Annotated in this window: 17 protein-coding genes; 6 read left to right on the top strand and 11 right to left on the bottom strand. The window is 58.0% G+C overall.

Annotated elements, in window-relative coordinates; translation table 11 throughout:
- Nucleotides 1–398 precede the first annotated feature (398 nt).
- The 4 genes from MRX98_RS03530 (at nucleotide 399) to MRX98_RS03545 (ending at nucleotide 4,254) form a co-directional block, all read left to right on the top strand.
- Complete coding sequence (locus MRX98_RS03530) at nucleotides 399–593, top strand: hypothetical protein (RefSeq protein WP_246903029.1); 195 nt, start codon at nucleotides 399–401, stop codon at nucleotides 591–593.
- A gap of 314 nt (nucleotides 594–907) precedes the next feature.
- A complete protein-coding gene (locus MRX98_RS03535) occupies nucleotides 908–2,416 on the top strand; it encodes a 30S ribosomal protein S1 (protein ID WP_246903030.1) in 1,509 nt (502 codons plus the stop codon).
- Nucleotides 2,413–3,396: a thioredoxin-disulfide reductase gene (gene trxB, locus MRX98_RS03540; protein ID WP_246903031.1), complete on the top strand. Its 984-nt coding sequence runs from the start codon at nucleotides 2,413–2,415 to the stop codon at nucleotides 3,394–3,396. Before MRX98_RS03535 ends, trxB begins: the two co-directional genes overlap by 4 nt.
- Before the next feature lie 213 nt (nucleotides 3,397–3,609).
- On the top strand, nucleotides 3,610–4,254 hold the full coding sequence (locus MRX98_RS03545; protein WP_246903032.1) for a hypothetical protein: 645 nt from the start codon (nucleotides 3,610–3,612) through the stop codon (nucleotides 4,252–4,254).
- Between the two features lie 10 nt (nucleotides 4,255–4,264).
- Here MRX98_RS03545 and MRX98_RS03550 read toward each other — a convergent pair whose 3' ends face one another.
- The 7 genes from MRX98_RS03550 to MRX98_RS03580 all read right to left on the bottom strand — a co-directional run bounded on the left by MRX98_RS03550 (nucleotide 4,265) and on the right by MRX98_RS03580 (nucleotide 13,259).
- Nucleotides 4,265–4,666, bottom strand: a complete 402-nt coding sequence (locus MRX98_RS03550) for a pancreas/duodenum homeobox protein 1 (protein WP_246903033.1) — start codon at nucleotides 4,664–4,666, stop codon at nucleotides 4,265–4,267.
- A gap of 81 nt (nucleotides 4,667–4,747) precedes the next feature.
- Nucleotides 4,748–5,452, bottom strand: coding sequence for a YkgJ family cysteine cluster protein (locus tag MRX98_RS03555; RefSeq protein ID WP_246903034.1), 705 nt, complete (start codon nucleotides 5,450–5,452; stop codon nucleotides 4,748–4,750).
- Between the two features lie 155 nt (nucleotides 5,453–5,607).
- Nucleotides 5,608–7,020: an acetyl-CoA hydrolase/transferase family protein gene (locus MRX98_RS03560; protein ID WP_246903036.1), complete on the bottom strand. Its 1,413-nt coding sequence runs from the start codon at nucleotides 7,018–7,020 to the stop codon at nucleotides 5,608–5,610.
- Nucleotides 7,021–7,228: 208 nt separating this feature from the next.
- Nucleotides 7,229–7,963, bottom strand: a complete 735-nt coding sequence (locus tag MRX98_RS03565) for a hypothetical protein (RefSeq protein ID WP_246903038.1) — start codon at nucleotides 7,961–7,963, stop codon at nucleotides 7,229–7,231.
- Nucleotides 7,964–8,061: 98 nt separating this feature from the next.
- Complete coding sequence (locus tag MRX98_RS03570) at nucleotides 8,062–11,607, bottom strand: S8 family serine peptidase (RefSeq protein ID WP_246903040.1); 3,546 nt, start codon at nucleotides 11,605–11,607, stop codon at nucleotides 8,062–8,064.
- A 425-nt stretch (nucleotides 11,608–12,032) separates the two neighbouring features.
- On the bottom strand, nucleotides 12,033–12,491 hold the full coding sequence (locus MRX98_RS03575; RefSeq protein WP_246903042.1) for a C-GCAxxG-C-C family protein: 459 nt from the start codon (nucleotides 12,489–12,491) through the stop codon (nucleotides 12,033–12,035).
- 309 nt (nucleotides 12,492–12,800) lie between these two features.
- Nucleotides 12,801–13,259 carry a hypothetical protein gene (locus MRX98_RS03580; RefSeq protein WP_246903044.1) on the bottom strand — a complete coding sequence of 153 codons (459 nt, stop codon included), beginning with the start codon at nucleotides 13,257–13,259 and terminating at the stop codon, nucleotides 12,801–12,803.
- Nucleotides 13,260–13,664: 405 nt separating this feature from the next.
- Here MRX98_RS03580 and MRX98_RS03585 point away from each other — a divergent pair, with 405 nt between their 5' ends.
- Entirely contained in the window at nucleotides 13,665–14,591 is a 927-nt protein-coding gene (locus MRX98_RS03585; protein ID WP_246903046.1) for a site-specific integrase, read from the top strand.
- Nucleotides 14,578–15,672, top strand: coding sequence for an IS91 family transposase (locus tag MRX98_RS03590; RefSeq protein WP_246903048.1), 1,095 nt, complete (start codon nucleotides 14,578–14,580; stop codon nucleotides 15,670–15,672). Before MRX98_RS03585 ends, MRX98_RS03590 begins: the two co-directional genes overlap by 14 nt.
- Before the next feature lie 369 nt (nucleotides 15,673–16,041).
- Here MRX98_RS03590 and MRX98_RS03595 read toward each other — a convergent pair whose 3' ends face one another.
- The 4 genes from MRX98_RS03595 to MRX98_RS03610 all read right to left on the bottom strand — a co-directional run.
- Nucleotides 16,042–16,548: a hypothetical protein gene (locus MRX98_RS03595; protein WP_246903049.1), complete on the bottom strand. Its 507-nt coding sequence runs from the start codon at nucleotides 16,546–16,548 to the stop codon at nucleotides 16,042–16,044.
- Between the two features lie 243 nt (nucleotides 16,549–16,791).
- Nucleotides 16,792–17,052, bottom strand: a complete 261-nt coding sequence (locus MRX98_RS03600) for a CopG family transcriptional regulator (RefSeq protein WP_246903050.1) — start codon at nucleotides 17,050–17,052, stop codon at nucleotides 16,792–16,794.
- The gene (locus MRX98_RS03605) at nucleotides 16,994–17,284 is read right to left on the bottom strand and encodes a BrnT family toxin (RefSeq protein WP_246903051.1); all 291 of its coding nucleotides are present in this window, start codon (nucleotides 17,282–17,284) and stop codon (nucleotides 16,994–16,996) included. The genes MRX98_RS03600 and MRX98_RS03605 overlap by 59 nt, the downstream gene beginning before the upstream one ends.
- Nucleotides 17,285–17,503: 219 nt before the next feature.
- Nucleotides 17,504–17,727: hypothetical protein (locus MRX98_RS03610; RefSeq protein ID WP_246903052.1), on the bottom strand; the 224-nt coding region annotated here is incomplete at its 5' end.

Genomic DNA, 17,727 nt, shown 5'->3' on the forward strand with positions numbered 1-17,727 from the left:
GGGCCTTCAGCGGCCGGCCTTCGCAATTCAGATTACCACTTAAACACGGTCAGTTCCACACCCTTCCTCAAATGGGCCATTTGACAAAGGACAAATGGGGCCTATGGTATTTTTCAACGGTCGACGACGGCGCCGTAGATGAAACATGCACGGATCTCAATACCGTTCGCTGATCGACCCGAAAGGAAGGTGGATGATGGCATGGCAACGGATACCAGGACTTGAAGGCCAAGTTTTCGTTCCGGAAAACCGGGCGGAAGGCCGCAAAAACCAGTGTCCTGATTGCTATGCCTGTCAGGGATGCGGCGATGAGCGATGCGCGGTGTGCATCCCCGCAACCGAACCCACCGTTACCAGGTTCCCTAAAAGCAGCCGCGCCTCTGCAAAGGAGGTTTGCTATGAAGAAAATCGATTGTCTCGTTGAACGTCCGGCCAATCTCGCCATCGCGTTTGCGATCTTCATGATGGCATTGGGCATGAGCGTTATCGGCGTCACCCTGCTACCGGTTATCGGATTGATGATGGCGGTTCCCATTTTCGCCCTCTCCGGCTTTTTCGCCTTTTCGCCCAAGAGCAAGGAGTGCTCCCTCTAACTACAAGGCCGCCGAAGCCCATGCCGCAGGCACATAATCCATCACACAAACCCCGGTTGCAAAGCCGGGGTTTGCGGTTTCAAACGGTGGCTGCGCCGCGCCCGCCACACCGGCGCCATCCCGGTCGGCGCCATCATGATCGGCTATCCTGCGGATAAGGTATGCCGGCACCCAATGCCCCCCTTGCTTTCTTGCTTGCAAAACCCACCGTTTTTTGTTGAATTGGCTCCACTTCATCCGCATGGGCGGTTCCAGGAGCGATACCATACAAGCACTTGAACCATTTCAACCATCCCTATCATCAGAGGAACCTTATGGCCGAAGACCATTCCAACAACGACATCCCCGAAAACGGCGCCGATGACGACATGGACAACGACATCGAGAACGAAAACGAGGGGGAAGAGAGTTTCGCCGCGATGTTCGAGTCCTACAGCGCCGGCATGAAAGAGAACCTGCGGGTCGGCGACAAAATCGAAGGGCGGATCATCGCCATCAGCGACAGCGCCGTGTTCGTGGACACCGGCACCAAGGCCGACGGCGTGGCGGAGATCGAAGAGCTCAAGGACGAAGAGGGCAATCTGCCCTATGCCGTGGGCGATATCGTGACCCTTTACGTCGTGGGCGCGGACGAGAGCGAAATCCGGCTTTCCAAGGCCATCGCAGGCGCCGGCGGCCTTGAAATGCTCAAAGACGCCTTCAATGGCGGCATCCCGGTCGAAGGCAAGGTGACCCATGTGATTAAAGGGGGATTGCAGGTGGAGGTGCTCAAGCGGCGCGCCTTCTGCCCCATCAGCCAGATCGACACCCACTATGTGGAAAACCCGGAAACCTATGTGGGCCAGAGCTTCGAGTTCGTGATCAAGCGGCTGACCGAGAACGGCCGCAACATCGTGGTGTCGCGCCGGGAGCTTTTGGAAGCCGAACAACAAAAGGCGATCCAGGCTTTCATGGAAACCATCGCGCCCGACCAGGTGGTCACCGGCCGCGTCACCCGCCTGATGCCCTATGGCGCCTTCGTGGAGCTGGTGCCGGGATTGGAGGGCATGGTGCACATTTCCGAGTTGGGGTGGTCCCGCGTTGAAAACCCGGCCGATGCGGTGCAGCCGAACCAGCAGATCCAAGTCAAGGTGCTGCGCATCGAACATGGCCCCAAGGGCCCCAAAATCGCCCTCTCCTTAAAACAGGTGGACGGCGATCCCTGGGATCGGCTGCCGTCCGAAATCCAAACCGGCCGCCAGTTGAACGGCAAGGTGACCCGCTGTGCGCCCTTCGGCGCTTTCGTGGAGCTGGCGCCCGGCATCGAGGGGTTGGTCCACATCAGTGAGATGAGCTACACCCAGCGGGTGCACAAGCCCGAAGACGTGGTCCAACCCGGCCAGGGCGTGACGGTGGTGGTCAAGGAGGTGGACACCGACAAGCGGCGCATCGGCCTGAGCCTGCGGGACGCCGAGGGCGATCCCTGGTCCGACGTGGAGCGCAAGTATGCCAAAGGACAGCCGGTCAAAGGCACCGTGGAAAAACAGGAGTCCTTCGGCATCTTCGTGCGGCTCGAGCCGGGCATCGTGGGGCTGTTGCCCAAGTCGGCGCTGAGCCGCTCCGCCGAAGGGCCCAAGATGGAAAAATTGAAGCCCGGCGACCCCATTGCCGTGGCCGTCGACACCGTTCAGGCCGACCAGCGTAAAATATCCCTCAAACCCGCGGACGCGCAGGACGAGGACAGCTGGCGCGAATTCAAGCCGGACAGCGGCGCCGCGCCAGCCAACATGGGCGCCCTGGGCGAACAGTTGGCCCGGGCGCTGAAGAAAAGGAACGACGAATGAGCGCATCGGAGATGTATGACCTGATCATCGTGGGCGGCGGTCCGGGCGGGCTGTCGGCCGGCATCTACGCCATGCGGGCGGCCTTGAAAACCGCTCTCATCGAAAAATCGGTCCCCGGCGGCCAGATCAATCTCAGCGACGCTGTGGAAAACTACCCGGCCATCAAACACATCGGCGGCGCCGAGCTGGCCATGATGTTTGCCGAGCACGCCCAAACCTACGGTTTGGAGGAGATCAACGAAGAGGTGACGGCCGTGGAGCCGGGCCTGGACCATCACACGGTCCGGCTGGCCGACGGACGGACCATCAACACCCATGCCGTCATCCTGGCCACCGGCGGCACGCCCCGCAAACTCCAAGTACCCGGCGAAGAGGCCTACTACGGCCGCGGCGTCTCCTACTGCGCCGTGTGCGATGGTTTCTTCTTCCGCGACAAGGATGTGATCGTGGTCGGCGGCGGCGACAGCGCCTGCGAAGAGGGCCTCTACCTGGCCAAGCTGGCGCGGCAGGTCTACCTGGTCCACAGACGGGACGCACTGCGGGCCAGCCGCATCCTGCAGCAGCGGGTGGAGGCCGAATGCAAAATGGAAGTGCTCTGGAACACCGTGGTCACCGAAATCATCGCCGATGACAGTGGCGTCGCCCACGTCGCGCTGCAGGACACCCAAACCGGCGCAGAGCGCGGCATGCCCATCGACGGCGTGTTCATCTTCGTGGGATTCGAACCCAACAACCAGTTGGTGCCCGCCGGCATCCGCATGACCCCCGACGGGTTCGTGATGACCGACCCGCAGTGCGCCACCCAAATTCCCGGCATCTACGCCATCGGCGACCTGCGGGACAAAACCTACCGTCAGATCGTCATCTCCGCCGCCGACGGCTGCACCGCCGCCTTGGATGCCGCCCACTACGTGGAAACCCGCAAAGCGGGCAAGCTGGACGCCAGTTGCGAACTGCCGGAAGCGCTGACCCATCCATAATACCAATACCGATTGAACCACCCGGGGGATCGCGGTGCGATCCCCTTATCGCATGCCTGCCGCTGCCAACCCGGCCGCACTTTGGGATGGAACGGCAGCGGTCCGGATCCATTTCGGGCGACCCTGCCCGCACAATTCACTTGCATTACTAAATTGATGTCAATATATTAGTAATTCATTTACCAGGAACCCCCTGCGCATACGGAGGCGACCATGGCCGACAACGACGCTGCCGAATCCAAGAACATCGCTGCTGAATGGGCCGAATCGGCTTTCACCGAACTGCGCAGTCGGCAATCGGTGCGGGCCACCTTCAAGTTGACCGACCGCTGCATCGACGCCATCAGCATTGTCGCCGCCCAGCTGGGCATAAAACAAAAATCCCTGTTCGACCACCTGTTCAGCGATACCGACAACCTGGCGGCCATCGCACGCAAGTTTCGCAATCGACGCCTGGAGCCCTCGAACCGTATCCAGAAAACCTACGTCATCAGCCGCGGCGCCCTGGTCAGCCTGGAGGACGTCGCGCGCAGTTTCAACGCGCCCCGGGACGCCCTGATCGAAGTGTCGGTACAGCGCCTGTTGCCGGTGATCGCCGACGAACGCCGGCGGCACATCAAACGCAAAGAGATGTACGACCGCATCCACAAACATTTGCAGGCCGGACGCAAGCTGCTGCGGGCGGCGATGGCCGAGCTGGGGGAGGAGGATCTGCTGACGAACCGCTTGAGTGCCGCCATGACGGGCTATGAAAACGCCTTCAAGCACATGACGGCCTTCATTGAGAAAAGCGAAGGCATCGAAACCTTCGAACCGGAAAACTACGGTAAGGTGGACATCGTGTTCGAGGAGGATTGAGCCGGCCGCGTCAATCCGCCAAGTCGATGGTCAACGGCACCACGTGCAGCTGCCGGCTGATTTCGCGGGTGGCCGCCAGACGCCACGCGCCGCAACGGCCCTGGCCGTCGAGCAGTTGATCGATGCGAGCCACCACGCCGGCGATGTCGATCACCGGGTGCCGGGCGAACACCGTGGGCAGGCCGTAGGTGAGATTGCATGCCAGGCATTTGCCGGGCCGCTGCCGCAGCTCGATATGGAAACGCAGTTGCCGGCCGTCGCATCCGTCGTAGACCAGGCGGATGTCATAGGCCCCTTCCACGGGATCTCCCAGCAACGCATCGAAAAAATGATCGGCCCGCTCTTCGGGCAGGAGCCGGTCCAACTGTTCGCGGGTGAATAGGTTCTGCCACCGGTCGTCTGCATGCGCCATGAATACACCTCGATTACGCGTTTTATCGCCAACACCAACACCTACATCAACACCTACATCAACACCTGAACGCTGCCTTGGTCAACGCCGATCGAACCCCGGACAGCCGGTCATTGCGGCGTGTTTGCGGCTCACCGGGTAGTGGCGGCAAATCTCCGGTTTGACCGCGTGAATGCGGCACAACCACCGATCCGCCGTGGGCCCGCGTTTTAAAAAAGGGCACGGCACCGCGAATCGATTGGTGCCCGGCTCCACCCAAATCCGGTAAACGTTGCGGCCGTCGGCCCCCTTGGCCACACCCACCCATTCGAGAATGTCCTGTCGGTCCAGGGCGCGCAGGCGCGCCACGTCCGCTTCGGTGATACCGTCGCGATAATCCAGATGACGGCAGCACCGGCCGCATTGGCGGCACGCAAAGGTCGCCATGCCGGTGTCCACCGCAATGGCCGGTGCGTCGGTGGCGGGATCGGTCACCACCCGGCAGGCGGTCTGAAACACCTGCCGGCTCACCACCGCCAGCCGCTCGGGCGGCAGGCGGGCGCCCCGCACCTGGTCGCACATGAACGCCACCAGTTCGGCCCCCTCCAGGTGGCGCATCTTGCCGCTGCCCGGCTTGGCAATCCACAAACCCTCACTGCCCGGTTCGCGCCGCACCACCATGGCTTCGCCGTGAATGGCGCGCAACACCTCGCAAAACAACATGGGTTGTGGGCCGTAGCCCCTGAAATCGAGGCAGATGGCGTTCAATGCCTGTTCGGGATTCAATACCAGCCGTTCCGGATCCATCGGGCCACCTCCGCCGGCTGTTGCCGCGTTCGGGACCGATGAAACCACATTTTGAAATCCGGTTCAATGGGGATCGGCGGGGAGGGTGACCGGTGGGGGGATGGCGATGGCAACGCAACGCCGGCCCCCCGCCCGGAATCACAAGGCAGCACCGGCTATTTTTTGTTGGACCGGCGCCAGATTTTCATCTTTTCCGCCGCCTGAATCAACTCTTCGCGGAAGTCGGGGTGCGCGATACTGATGATCCGTTCGGCCCGCATCCAGGTGGGGCAGGCGGTCAACTTGACCGCGCCGTATTCTGTGACGATGTAATCCACCATCTGCCGCGGAATGGTGACGATGGAGCCCAGGGAAAGCTGCGGCGTGATGCGCGATTGCAGCCGGCCCTCGGCGTCGGTGTGGGTGGAGGCCAGACAGATGAAGCTCTTGCCCTTGCGCGACCACTGGGCCCCCAGCACGAAGTCCCACATGCCGCCGTTGCCGGACACCTGGCTCATGCCCAGGCTCTCGGCGTTGACCTGGGAAAAAAGGTCCACCTGGATGGCGTTGTTGATGCTGACCATGTTGTCGATCTGCGCGATGACCCGTGGATCGTTGGTGTAGTTGACAGGATAGGAGGCCAGCGCCGGGTTGTTGTGCATGAAGTCATACATGCGCTGGGAGCCGATGGCGAAGGTGTAGGCACACTTGTAGCGGTCGATGTTCTTCTTGGAACCGTTCATGCGGCCCGATTCGATCATGTCCACGTAGGCGTCCACGAACATCTCGGTGTGGCCGCCCAGGTTTTTCAGATCCGAATCGGCGATCAACTTGCCCACCATGTTGGGCATGCCGCCGATGCCCAACTGGATGCAGCAGCCGTCATAGATGTAATTCATGATGTGCCGGGCGATCTGCGTATCCACCTCGGTGGGCGCCACCTGGGGCGCATCGAACAGCACCTGCTCCGCCGGCGCCTCCACCACATGATCCACCCGCGAAATGTGCACCGCCTCCTCGTTGCCGCCGAGGCAGACGGGCATGTTGGGGTTGACCTCCACAATCACCACATCGGCCGTTTCGATCTTGGCCGAGGTCTCCGAGTTCTGGGGCCCGAGGTTGAAAAAACCGTCCTTGTCCATCGGCCCCACCTGGATCATGGTGATCCACTTCACATCACCGGATTTGTCCGGATCTTCGTAATAGATCGACCGACGCCCGCGGTGCAGCTTTTCGTTGGGGTCCTGGGTCAACAGCTCCCGGTAATAGAAAGGCCCTCTATGATAGAGGATGGGACAGTAATAGCTGGTCGCCACATGGCCATGGAGCATGCGGGTCAACTTGCTCCACTGCCAGTCGATGTACATGAAACTGTCCGGAAAATTGACCACGGCCGGCACGGGCGGCATGGTCACGGCGGTGTACACGCTCACATCCCGCAACTCCCCGGCCCGCGCCGCCAGAGCCTGGTCCAGCAGCACCGGCTTGCCGTTGAAAAACCCATAATCCACAATGTCGCCGGACTTGACCGCCTTCACCGCCTCCGCCGCACTGACCCGCTTGGCCTCGTAATCTTGTTTGCAACCCATCGATGTACCTCCATGTTCGACTTCAGAAGAAATCCATAGCAACCCCAATAAAACAAAACGGTCACATTATCCTTTAGCCGCCCACGGATCAAATCAATTCGAAAAATTCGGTGGGAAAGACGCAAGAAGGGGACGTTCATGAAAATATGAATTTTTTTGCGGTTCAAAAAATTCATATTTTCATGAACGTCCCCGATGTTTCTGCTCCTTAATTATCGAAGCGCACCTTGGCCCACATGTAGCCGCTGGACTGCCACTCCTGCTGATCCAGAATTTCAACACGGCTGCCTTCCGCCAACACCTCTTGCACTGCAGCGAATTGGCCGAAGATCGACGGCATCGCCGCCCGCACATTCAGTGCACCGGTCTCCCTTCGCACCTCGAAAGTCTTGCCGACCAGGTTGGCAGGGGGTTCGTTCACGGGAAAGTTCAAGTATCTGGTTTTCCAACCGCTCTTTTCCGAAACGAAATGACCCAAATAGACCCATCCGTCTTCGTGTTTGCCCGCTTCAGGCATTGGCACCGGCGGAGGCGACGGAAAAGGAAGCGGCAATTGGTCGGAAGGGTTGGCTTGTCGCATGATGCGATCGGCAACTTCGACTGTTCTGACATTCTCGGCGGACCCGGTATCTCTGTCCGCCCTGGAAATCAGAATCTTGAGGGCGGCCGGATCATCACGGACCTCTGCGATTTTGTCGACCAGGGTCCGGTACCCCAGCTCTTCGAACACGAAATAGCCGTACTCCCTTTCCGCCCGGTTTTCCGAGTTGATGTATATCCGATACTTGTCGAGCGCTTCGATACGCGCCAATTGCATCTGGCGCTGATTGTATGTGTAGGTCGCGTAGGTGGCTACCAACGATGCAATGAGGGTCGCGATGATCGGGGTCAAAAAACGAAAGGATGGTTCCTTCTTTGCCGGCTCTGTTGGGTTGTCATTCATCACCCACCTCCTTCTCAACACAAATGGGGGAGACGCGGTAGACTTTTATAATTTCAAGCCCTGTAAAGTCTTGGGGTTATCGTTTTTCCCTTTTTAAGTTAAAAAGTTAAGGGCGTCCCTTCCGTGCCTTCCGTGCGCGCGTGGAGAATGGCAAAAGGTTCTTTGGGTGTGTCTCGGTAAAGGGTGAGCCGTTGGGCGTAGTCGGTCTGCCGGTCGCGCCGTTCCATGCTGTTCATGTTCTTGGTGATGCAGTACCGAATCTCGGCCCGGTTGAGATCCACGATCAGGGTGGCTCCGCCACGGAAAGGCACGGCGCTGCCGGGCATCTCGGCGGATTGGGTGATGCCCACGATCACCGAGGGGTGCAAATCCCCCTGGGGCGAAATCTTCTGTGAAATACGCAGACGAACGATGCTGTAGTCCAGTTCGGGATTCAGCCCCAGGGCGGCGGCCAGATCGGCGGACACGCCAGACTCTTCAAGAATGCCGTCCAGCTCCCGCCGCAGCGCGTCCTTGCAATCGCTGGACTGTTCGAACAACTCCCGGCGCGTCGCGGTAAACCCGCGTTTGGCGATGAAGCCGGAGAGCAGATCGAATATTCGCCCCAGGACCGGCTTGCGTCCCCCTGGGGGCGGCTGCCAGAGCAGGGTTTCGATGGAGAGGGTGGGCAGCCGGCGAGGGTATATGCCCCATTTGCGGAACGCCTCGACGAAGGCGATGCGATAGTGGAAGGGGTCGTCCGGCACGGTGTCGTAATCGGCCGTGATCAAGGCCCGCAGAAAATCGCCGAAGGTGATGTCCACGGGGGGGCAGTAGTCCAGGGCCCGGATGCACATGCCCAGCACGTGATCGGCGGTCTTGGCCACCTCCTCGAATAGCCGGTTGACCAGGTCGGGATGCAGGGCCCCCAGCGGCAGCACGCCGCTGCCGGCGGTGGCCAGGCGCACCAGGTCCGCGGTCCGGTTGCGGTAGATCGCCGTGAAGGCATCGTAAACCGCGGCCAGCAAGAGCGCGCCGCGATCGTGGGGCGTCATGACATTCTGGTAGGCGGCCGGATCGGGCTGCAATTTTTCCGATCCCTCGGGCGTGTACGCGCGGTAGGCACTGCGCAGGGCGGCATGGCCGGTGGTCGCCCGGGCGAACTGGCGCGCCAGGTTGCCCAGCAGGCTCTCCATCTCCAGTGCGCCGCGCACCGCGGCCAACTGGCGCTTGACCACGTCCACATGGGAAAATTGCTGAAACAGCGCCACGATATCGGCAAAGGCCTCGTGGAAGGCCAGCACATCGGGGTTGCTCGGTTCGCGGAACCCCTGGTGCATGCCGTCCAGCAAGGCATGGGTGACCTCGTGGGCGATGATGTCATGGGAAAGGCAGGTGTAGACCCGGCCGCCGGGATAGGCCGCCGTGGGGTCGCCGTCCCCGGCCTGGAAATAGCCGAACAGCACCGCCTTGCGGTCGGGACTGTAAAAGGCGTTGCGATCGCGCATGGCGTGGGGGAATATTTTGAGCCGCTGCACGAAATCGCCATCGGCGTCCGCCCACTGCATGCGCCGGCCCAGGGCGGCCTCGAAATGGGCGATGGTGGACATGGCCACCGCATAGACCATCTGCTGGTGGAACTGGGGGTTGCCCTCGGAAGGCGCCAAACCGTCCTGGGCCAGAATGTCGCGGTCATTGAGGTCCACCGGCGCGTAACGGGTGTCCTCGGAATAGTCGAAATCCACCACTTCCAAGTACTCGCCCACGGGGCCGGGCGCCAGATCGGACTCCCAGAGCACCTTGTAGGTGGTTTCGCTGATGGCCACGTGGGCCAGCTCCGTGGAGAGGCTGGGATCCAGGGCATAGCCGCGCAGTTTTCGATAGGGCGGCGCGGCCCGGCGGGCCGTCAGGGCGATGGTCGGCCGCGGCGCGCTGGAAGGCGCGGCCGCCGGTATCGCCTTGACCTTGCCCTTGAGGTGCCCGGCCAGGTATTGCTTCACGGTGCCGGAGGCCTCGGGGTCGGCGATGAGCGCCTCGAAGAAGCGACGCTGCACACCTTTGGCGATGCGCGATGCCGCCAGATGGGGATCGGGAATGATCTCCTGCAGTGTCTTGGAATGCTGGGTGCGCTGCAGGATCTCCAAGTGCACCATTTCATCGGCGGCCGGCGCCGCCCCTAATCCGGTCAGCACCCGCAGGAAAGGAAAGGTGGCCGAATCCGGCTCGCGCCTGCGCAGTTCGGAGGCCTTGGCCGGCTGCACCGCCAGGGCGGCGGCCGCATCCAGGGTGCCGTTGCCGAAGTAGGTACGCCAGTCGTCGCGGGTGTTTTTGCGGGCCGCGTCGAATAGGGCCTTGCGCACCGCCTCCACCCGCATCCACCCCTTGGGGTAAGCGGCGATGGCATCGAAATGCTTCTGAATGTAAAGTGCCGCCGCCGCGGCCACCTGGGGCGTGGCCGCCGAGGTGCCTGCGCCGTTCCAGCGGTAGGCCCGCGCACAGCCCCAGCGCGCCCAGGGAATGTTGGGCGTGTAGGCCGCGATGGCCGTATCCATGCGGCTGTCCGGACCATGGTTGCCGGCCATGGTGCGCAGTCCCAAATCATAGTAGGGGCGGCCGTCCTGCATCACCCCGCACACCGCCGTGACCCGTTCGTAGCGCGCCGGGTACACCAGGCGACGCGTGGGCAGGCCACCGAAATTGTTGCCGGCGGCCGCGAAAATACAGATGCCCAGGTCGTAGGCCCGGTTGACCATCTCGGTCCAGGCCGCCGACGCCACCCCCCCCATGCTGATGCTGACCACATCGCAACGCATATCCGATTTGCCCCGCGGCGCGGCGATGTAGTCCAAGCCGCGGGCCAAGCCGCTGGTGTAGAACAGCACCACCGAGGCGGCCACCCGCACGGGAATGATGCGCGCCTCGTAAGCACCGCCCAGATAATCGCCCGTCTCCGCATCCGGAAAGAACAGATCGCTCAACATGCCGCCGGCCAGAATGCCGATGGTGCCGGTGCCGTGGCCGGGCGCCTTGAGCATGCCGGTAACGAAAGGATCCACGGCACGGTGGGGATCTTCCCCTTCCAAAACGTTGAACTCCAGCGGATCGGGCGTCGCCAAGCCGGGAGGCCGGAGCCGGTGCTGTGGATCATACCCCGTATCGAGGTGCCCGATGCGCACCCGCCGCGGATTGTCCGCCCGCGCGGCCTTGCGCGCGGCACGCAACCCGCTGAAACCGTCCTCCAAATGCCAATCGGGCCGCTCGCCGTGGGGCACCTTCTTGTGGTCCATCCACCTCTGATCCGTGGCGCACCCTTCCACGATGCCGAAAGGCGAGACCGATTCGGGCGTCTCCGCCGGCATCCAGACCTGGGGCCAGTCGGGCTCGGCATAGGTGATACCGGCCGCTCCGGCCGCCGCGGCGAACGCTTCCTGCCGCGGATCGTTGAGCTTGTGGCACTCCTCCCAAGCGGTCGACGGGTCCATCTCCTCTCCCGTCTCGGCGACGTACCAGTCCTGCCCGCCGGCCAGGCCCAACCCCGCAATGGCGCTGGAATAGGGAAGTAAAGGGCGCAACCGCAGGGCCATGGGTCCCAACGGGGTGGCCGCCGCCGCAAGGGCGTGACCGATCTTGGCATCGGCTTTAACCAGCAAACGTATCCCGGCCATAGGGCGTTCCTCCTTCGAATATGGGTTTGTTTCTTTCATGCGACCCTGCGGAAGGTCGTGGAATATGGGGCATCGGCAACAAGATTGCTGCATACGCCGGGATCCAGCAGGGATGTTCGCGCAGCCGGTCCGAGAAAAGGAGAAGGAGAAGGTGAGAGAGCCGGCAGGGCGATTGTCGTTATTCGGTCACACGGCGCCGGACAGGCGTTTGGGCAATGTGCACAACAGGCCGGTTGCAAAACCCGCCGGGTGCAATGCAAGGCGTTTTCGTTATTCGGCAGGTGCCGCAATCAAGGTGCCGATAAAACGAATATACCCAAGCACGGTTCAATCGCGCAAGTTGATATTTGGCAGGATGCGCCGAAGGTCGGGCGCTGTGCGGTTGCGATCCATCTTTCGGCCATCATTGGAAATAGGGGGTTAGGTCATCTTTTGGCCACTAGCACGCGCGCTGCCATTTCAGCAGCCTTGCCGGTGATCTGTTGACAGCGCCGGCCAAGCCCTTGCGCCGTGAACATCTCTTGTCCTTCCGGCGTGCTCAAATCACAGCCACCCAACAACACCGAACAGTCGCGGCTGCCAAACTCGCTTTCGAAAGCCCGAACGAGTTGCTGGGTTGCGATGTAGGCAGGCGCAACCGAATCCGTTGGGGTTGAGCGGCCCAATGACAAGCCCACGGCCATGATGGCGCCCGTGAGTGCACCGCAAATCCCGCACGTTCGGGACATACCGCTACAGAAGCCGGTAGCCGCATTGGGTAGAACCTCTGAGTCAATGCCCATGTCCCTTGCAATAGCTAGGACAACACTCTCCGCACAATAAAATCCGGAAGCAAAAAAAGCTTCGGCAGACTTGCCGACTTCAGGTATTGCGGTCCCTTCCATATCAGATTCCTTTATTACGCTTAGCGTTGCCTTCGGCGTACGGCAAAACCCTCGGCGTTCGCGATTGTCATTTCGAAGCTGTACCAGCACTTCAGGGAGCGCCACCTCCCCATCGGCCTGCAGGGTTACCTGCCTGCGCTTAGACCATCTTGTTCTCTGCCCTAAACCTGCGGGCAACTCCGCCATGGCCCCAAGGCTCGATACGGGTGGGTGGCCGACCCTTACAGAAAATCATTACGGATTCCCTCCCGACAAAAACCTTCACCCTGCAAGATGTGCCGAGTCTTGCTCGGCGCGATAACGCAAAACTCAGCGGCGAGGCTTTCCCGCTTCCGCTGAAGTGCCTTGCTGGGCGCCGATTGTCATTAGCGCATCACGAAATAGGTGCGCTTTTTCTGTTTTGAATCGGAATTCAATCACACCTTTCCACTCTTCTCGAAAGCTTGATGGTTCGAACGAGAGACACAACTTTTGTTCTTCTGGGGTATCAACATACAGGTGTGCTATCCTGGGGTCTTCAACAGAGATATTTATCTGACGCTTCCCGTACGTGTAGCAGACCACTCGCACCTTCGTTACTGCAAGCCAACCAGAAAATCCCTCAGTGCGGTGACGATATCGCTTGCCCGGGCCATTAACGTTCTTTGTTACGAACCAGCCTACAATGCCTTCATCAAAAACAACGATTCCTTCTTGCTCAAGCACTGGGCGTATTTTTTTGGGGACAGAACCAAACCCGAATAGCCGATATAAGATTGTTTTCTTCATTATGTTTCCCTTTAGTGGTTATGCACAAAACCCAAGTTGGGGCTTGCCCCGTTGGAAATCGAAATCGGGATCGCTATCGTGATCGCTATCGAAATCGAAGCGAAACGAGGCGCAAAACGGACCTGAATCGATTTCGATCCCGATCCCGGTCCCGATTTCAATACTGCTTTTGTCCGCCTCTCATCTTACTTGGGCTTTATGCATAAGCGCTTTCCCTTTTCCGCCCAACGCACCGGTTCAGCGGCGAGCAGCGCAGCGTACCGTCCGCTGCAACCGGTTGTTCAAGTAAGCCGCTACGCGGCAGGGGTGCCCCGAAGCACCTCACATAAAAGTCCTATCCGCCGGATCCCACCCGAATTTAACAATTCAATTGCATTCCTGGTATCCTTTTATGGCGTCGTCCGCATGGGGCGGATGACAAATCCACCATTATATAGGAGGCATACCATGAAAGATTATTACCAACAATCGATTAAGGCCCTTCAGCTTGCCGGTATGAGCGAACGCACTCAGCATTGCTATACGCGTTCGGTGCGCCAACTGGTCGAGTTTTACAAGCTTTCCCCCAAAAAGATCACCGAACAGCAGCTGCAGGACTATTTCTTACACCGACGCAACAAGGATAAATGGTCGGCTGCCACCCTGCGAATCGCCCAAAGCGGCATCAAGTTTTTTTTTACCAATGTGCTCGAGCGCGATTGGCACACCTTCAATTACCTTAACGCCAAGCGGGAGCGCCGTCTGCCGTGCATTTTGAGCCGCGAGGAGGTCTTTCGGATTCTGGGCAAGGTCAAGACCTTTCACAACTACGCTTTTTTGTCGACGGTCTATGCCTGCGGGCTCAGATTGTCCGAGGCTTTGGCCATTGAGGTGGCCGATATCGACAAATCACGCATGATGCTCCATGTCCATCGCGGTAAAGGGGCAAAAGATCGCTTCGTGCCACTGCCGGCCGATACGCTCGCTTTGCTTCGCAGGTACTGGGTCACACATAAAAATCCTGCGCTGGTTTTCCCGGCGCTGGGCCGGGGACTCAATAAGGGCGCTGTTTCCAAGACGCACATGTCCATTGAAAGCGTGCAAGGCGCTTTCCGGCAGGCCCGTTACGCTGCCGGGATCAATAAGCGCCGGGTTTCGGTGCACACGTTGCGCCATTGCTATGCCACCCATCTGCTCGAAGCGGGCACCAATCCCAGGGTCATTCAACGATACATGGGCCACGGCAATCTGGAGACTACCATGGCCTACTTTCATCTGACCCAAAAGGGGGCCGAGGACGCCTATGCGATCATCGACACTTTGATGAAAGGATTCGACCATGGCAACGCTTAAGCAGATCATGCGCGATTATGGCCCGGAGTATGTGCAGCGTTTTGGCCACAACATGCCGGCACACCATCGCAAGGTCATCGATGCCATCGTCAACTGCCGAACCGAATATTATGGTGCGACGCTTTTTCGGTGCGACGATTGCGGCAAAGGCCATAGCGTATTTCGTTGCTGCGGCAACCGGCATTGCCCCAACTGTCAAGGACAGAAAACCCGCCAGTGGCTGGCCAGGCGGCTTGCCGAGCAACTGCCGGTGAACCATTTCATGATCACCTTCACGATGCCCGAGGCCATCCGCGGCTTTATTCGCCGTCATCAGCGCCGATGCTATGCAGCCATGTTCGATGCATCGTCGCAGACGCTAAAGACGCTTGCACGAAACGACAAGTTCATCGGCGCAGATTTGCCGGGATTTTTCGGGGTGCTGCACACCTGGGGGCGCACCATGCCCTACCATCCTCCTTTCCACTATGTGGTACCCGCCGGCGCATTGACCAAATCGGACGGCCGATGGCATCGCTCGTTCGATCATTTTTTCCTGCCGGTGCGGGCCATGTCCAAAATCTTCAAGGCCAAGTTCCGGGATGCAATGCAAAAAGATGGGCTTGCTTCCACCATCTGCCCGGACGTCTGGAAGCTAGCCTGGGTGGTCGACTGTCGGATGGTCGGTGCCGGTGCAAAGAGCATCAAGTACCTGGCTCCATACGTCTTTAAGGTCGCCATCTCCAACAGCCGCATCGTCAAAATCGAGGATCGGCGCATCTTTTTCAAGTATAAAAAACAGCGTAGCAACCGGTGGCGCACCATGTCGCTGGAGGTCATGGCGTTTTTGCATCGGTTTTTGCAGCATGTGCTGCCCTCCGGGTTTATGAAAGTGCGCTATTACGGTTTTATGAGCCCCGGATCGTCGGTATCGATAAAAACCGTGGCCGAGAGCATTAAACACTGTGCGGCGGCGGTGTCCCGCGCTTCGCGCTCGATTAGCATCTCTCGTTTTGTGCCCAAATGCCGAGCGTGCGGCGGCGATCTCGTCTATCATGCGTTTATCCTGCCCCTACGCTTGCCATGGTGCGGTGCTGGATAAAAAACGACGCTGCTTGAAGGCCGTTTTCCACCTTCCGATTTCAGGTACCCTTGTCGGACTCGTAGTAGTGCGTTTGATTGAAGCATTTGCTCGAAAAACAGGCTGTAAATCTTTTCGACATTGCGGGTCTGACAGGCATCTTAGACTCTTTTGCTCTCCCTTTGCGGTGTCACCCCGGCCTACCCTCTGGCCGGGATGCCACCATCTAAAAAACTTTCAAACAAATCCCCTTATACTATTTTTGTGCCATCTTTTGACCCGGGCTTCTTGAACATTGGATTGAAACGACCCTTCGGGATCGTGTCAATCCATGAGGTTCGACGGATGGTTGTATTTGTTGCTGATGCTTTTTCATGCCGGGATCATGACCTACATTTTTTCCAATTGTCGCAGTGTTTCTTCAAGAACAGAAAGTCGCTGCTTATCCTTTGGATCTTTGGATTTTCTTTTAAGCATAATTAACATTTTGATGTCGAGAACTTGAATAGTATGGCCTCTGAATTCAATTTCTATTGTATGCTTGAGAAGATCTTCGTAAGCTTTCCTCTCTTCGATAAAAGCCAGGACGTCAAGTGGTCCTATTCGGGTCGAAAAAAGCGCATGCCCCATCCCAGAAAAGTCCTCCTCCTTCGGCGCGATAATTTTATCGTCTGGACGGCGATAGGTTGCATCAATGGATTTTAAGAATGCAAAGAGTTTAGAAATATTCTCGGGAGACCGGCTATGTACAATATCCACATCCATTGTTGTTACCGGTGCGCCCTGAATTACTGCAGCAAGTCCACCGACAAGGATGAACTTCACATCTGCCTTTATAAGGCCTTCAATTATGGCGCTTAGATCCGCTTCCGACGTTTTTTTGATATTTGTAGGCATCTCTTAATTCCAAAATAGCGCGTACTGCGTTATCGTTCGATTTTAAACGTTCCTCTGGTGACATCTTGAGGAACATTGCGACCAATCCCTCGTCAACACTTGAATTATTCTTGGTTTTAATATTCTTGCCCATTAGATACCTATTTGATCGCAACATTTGTAATGTTAGCCGGACGTTGCGCGTTACCGGCGCGCGGCGATCTTCCGCGCGTCCGTATACACGCGCTGGTTATGGATTCCACTTTATTGATTAGCAGTATATTCATCAAGCAATCTGCGTATCATTCTTTGGTACTGTGTATTGTATTTCTTGGCTTCTTTTTTAAAAAAATCGACACTTGTTTTACTAAGTGATAGGGTCACCTTCACGGTTTCGTCCTTTAGCGCGAGATGCTCCGGTGAAGGTAGAAAATCGGTAATCACCCTTACTTTTCCAATTGGCTCATCAGTGTATTTTATTTTCTCTTTCATATATTTGCTTGCCTTTCCGCCAATATCCGGCACCAAAAATCCTGATTTTTTTGTCTCTATAGGTGAATCTCACCGTCATAATTCCATCAGCTACTCTGCCGAGACAATAAAACCGTTTTTCAAGATCACTGTGTTCAAGATCCTCTAGAATGACACGGTTGTGATCGAGAAAAGCGAGCTGCGCCAAAGCAAAGGACACTCCATGCTTATCTTGGTTAATCAGGTCCTTAGCTTGATCCCATTCAAAATCAGTTCGCTTTTTCATGCGTATAGATTGTATCTGGAATGGCTATTTGTCAATACAAATATATGGCTTTTTAGAGGCTCACCGCGCCATAACGCTGCGCTTCAACCGCCGGGCACGAGGAAGCAATGAGTTTTTAAGCAGCCGATTGATCCATTTCCCGAAAGCCCTTGTAAGTTGCCGCTGACTAGCCCGGTCGGCTGTGAAAGCGCTTGTTATGTGCCAATTTCATTTTGATATTCAAATCTTCTCTATTTCCACTAATTTTTGAATCGATTCACATTTAAAGCACCTTCTATTATGAACTGATTTCAGTGCACCGCAGTTCGAACAGTGGTACCCTTGATACTGTTTCTTAGTAAATTCTTTTAACCCATGCTCTTTTATATACTCCAAATTGACTTTTACGCTCATTTTGTAGTTGGATTTGTATCTTCGATCCATACGATTAATTTCTTTGCATG

Source organism: Desulfatitalea alkaliphila (assembly GCF_022968795.1).
Lineage (GTDB): Bacteria > Desulfobacterota > Desulfobacteria > Desulfobacterales > Desulfosarcinaceae > Desulfatitalea > Desulfatitalea alkaliphila.

Coding starts and splice junctions, on each gene's coding strand:
- MRX98_RS03530 (WP_246903029.1), top strand. CDS start 399: ATGAAGAAAATCGATTGTCTCGTTGAACGTCCGGCCAATCTCGCCATC.
- MRX98_RS03535 (WP_246903030.1), top strand. CDS start 908: ATGGCCGAAGACCATTCCAACAACGACATCCCCGAAAACGGCGCCGAT.
- trxB (WP_246903031.1), top strand. CDS start 2,413: ATGAGCGCATCGGAGATGTATGACCTGATCATCGTGGGCGGCGGTCCG.
- MRX98_RS03545 (WP_246903032.1), top strand. CDS start 3,610: ATGGCCGACAACGACGCTGCCGAATCCAAGAACATCGCTGCTGAATGG.
- MRX98_RS03550 (WP_246903033.1), bottom strand. CDS start 4,666: ATGGCGCATGCAGACGACCGGTGGCAGAACCTATTCACCCGCGAACAG.
- MRX98_RS03555 (WP_246903034.1), bottom strand. CDS start 5,452: ATGGATCCGGAACGGCTGGTATTGAATCCCGAACAGGCATTGAACGCC.
- MRX98_RS03560 (WP_246903036.1), bottom strand. CDS start 7,020: ATGGGTTGCAAACAAGATTACGAGGCCAAGCGGGTCAGTGCGGCGGAG.
- MRX98_RS03565 (WP_246903038.1), bottom strand. CDS start 7,963: ATGAATGACAACCCAACAGAGCCGGCAAAGAAGGAACCATCCTTTCGT.
- MRX98_RS03570 (WP_246903040.1), bottom strand. CDS start 11,607: ATGGCCGGGATACGTTTGCTGGTTAAAGCCGATGCCAAGATCGGTCAC.
- MRX98_RS03575 (WP_246903042.1), bottom strand. CDS start 12,491: ATGGAAGGGACCGCAATACCTGAAGTCGGCAAGTCTGCCGAAGCTTTT.
- MRX98_RS03580 (WP_246903044.1), bottom strand. CDS start 13,259: ATGAAGAAAACAATCTTATATCGGCTATTCGGGTTTGGTTCTGTCCCC.
- MRX98_RS03585 (WP_246903046.1), top strand. CDS start 13,665: ATGGGGCGGATGACAAATCCACCATTATATAGGAGGCATACCATGAAA.
- MRX98_RS03590 (WP_246903048.1), top strand. CDS start 14,578: ATGGCAACGCTTAAGCAGATCATGCGCGATTATGGCCCGGAGTATGTG.
- MRX98_RS03595 (WP_246903049.1), bottom strand. CDS start 16,548: ATGCCTACAAATATCAAAAAAACGTCGGAAGCGGATCTAAGCGCCATA.
- MRX98_RS03605 (WP_246903051.1), bottom strand. CDS start 17,284: ATGAAAAAGCGAACTGATTTTGAATGGGATCAAGCTAAGGACCTGATT.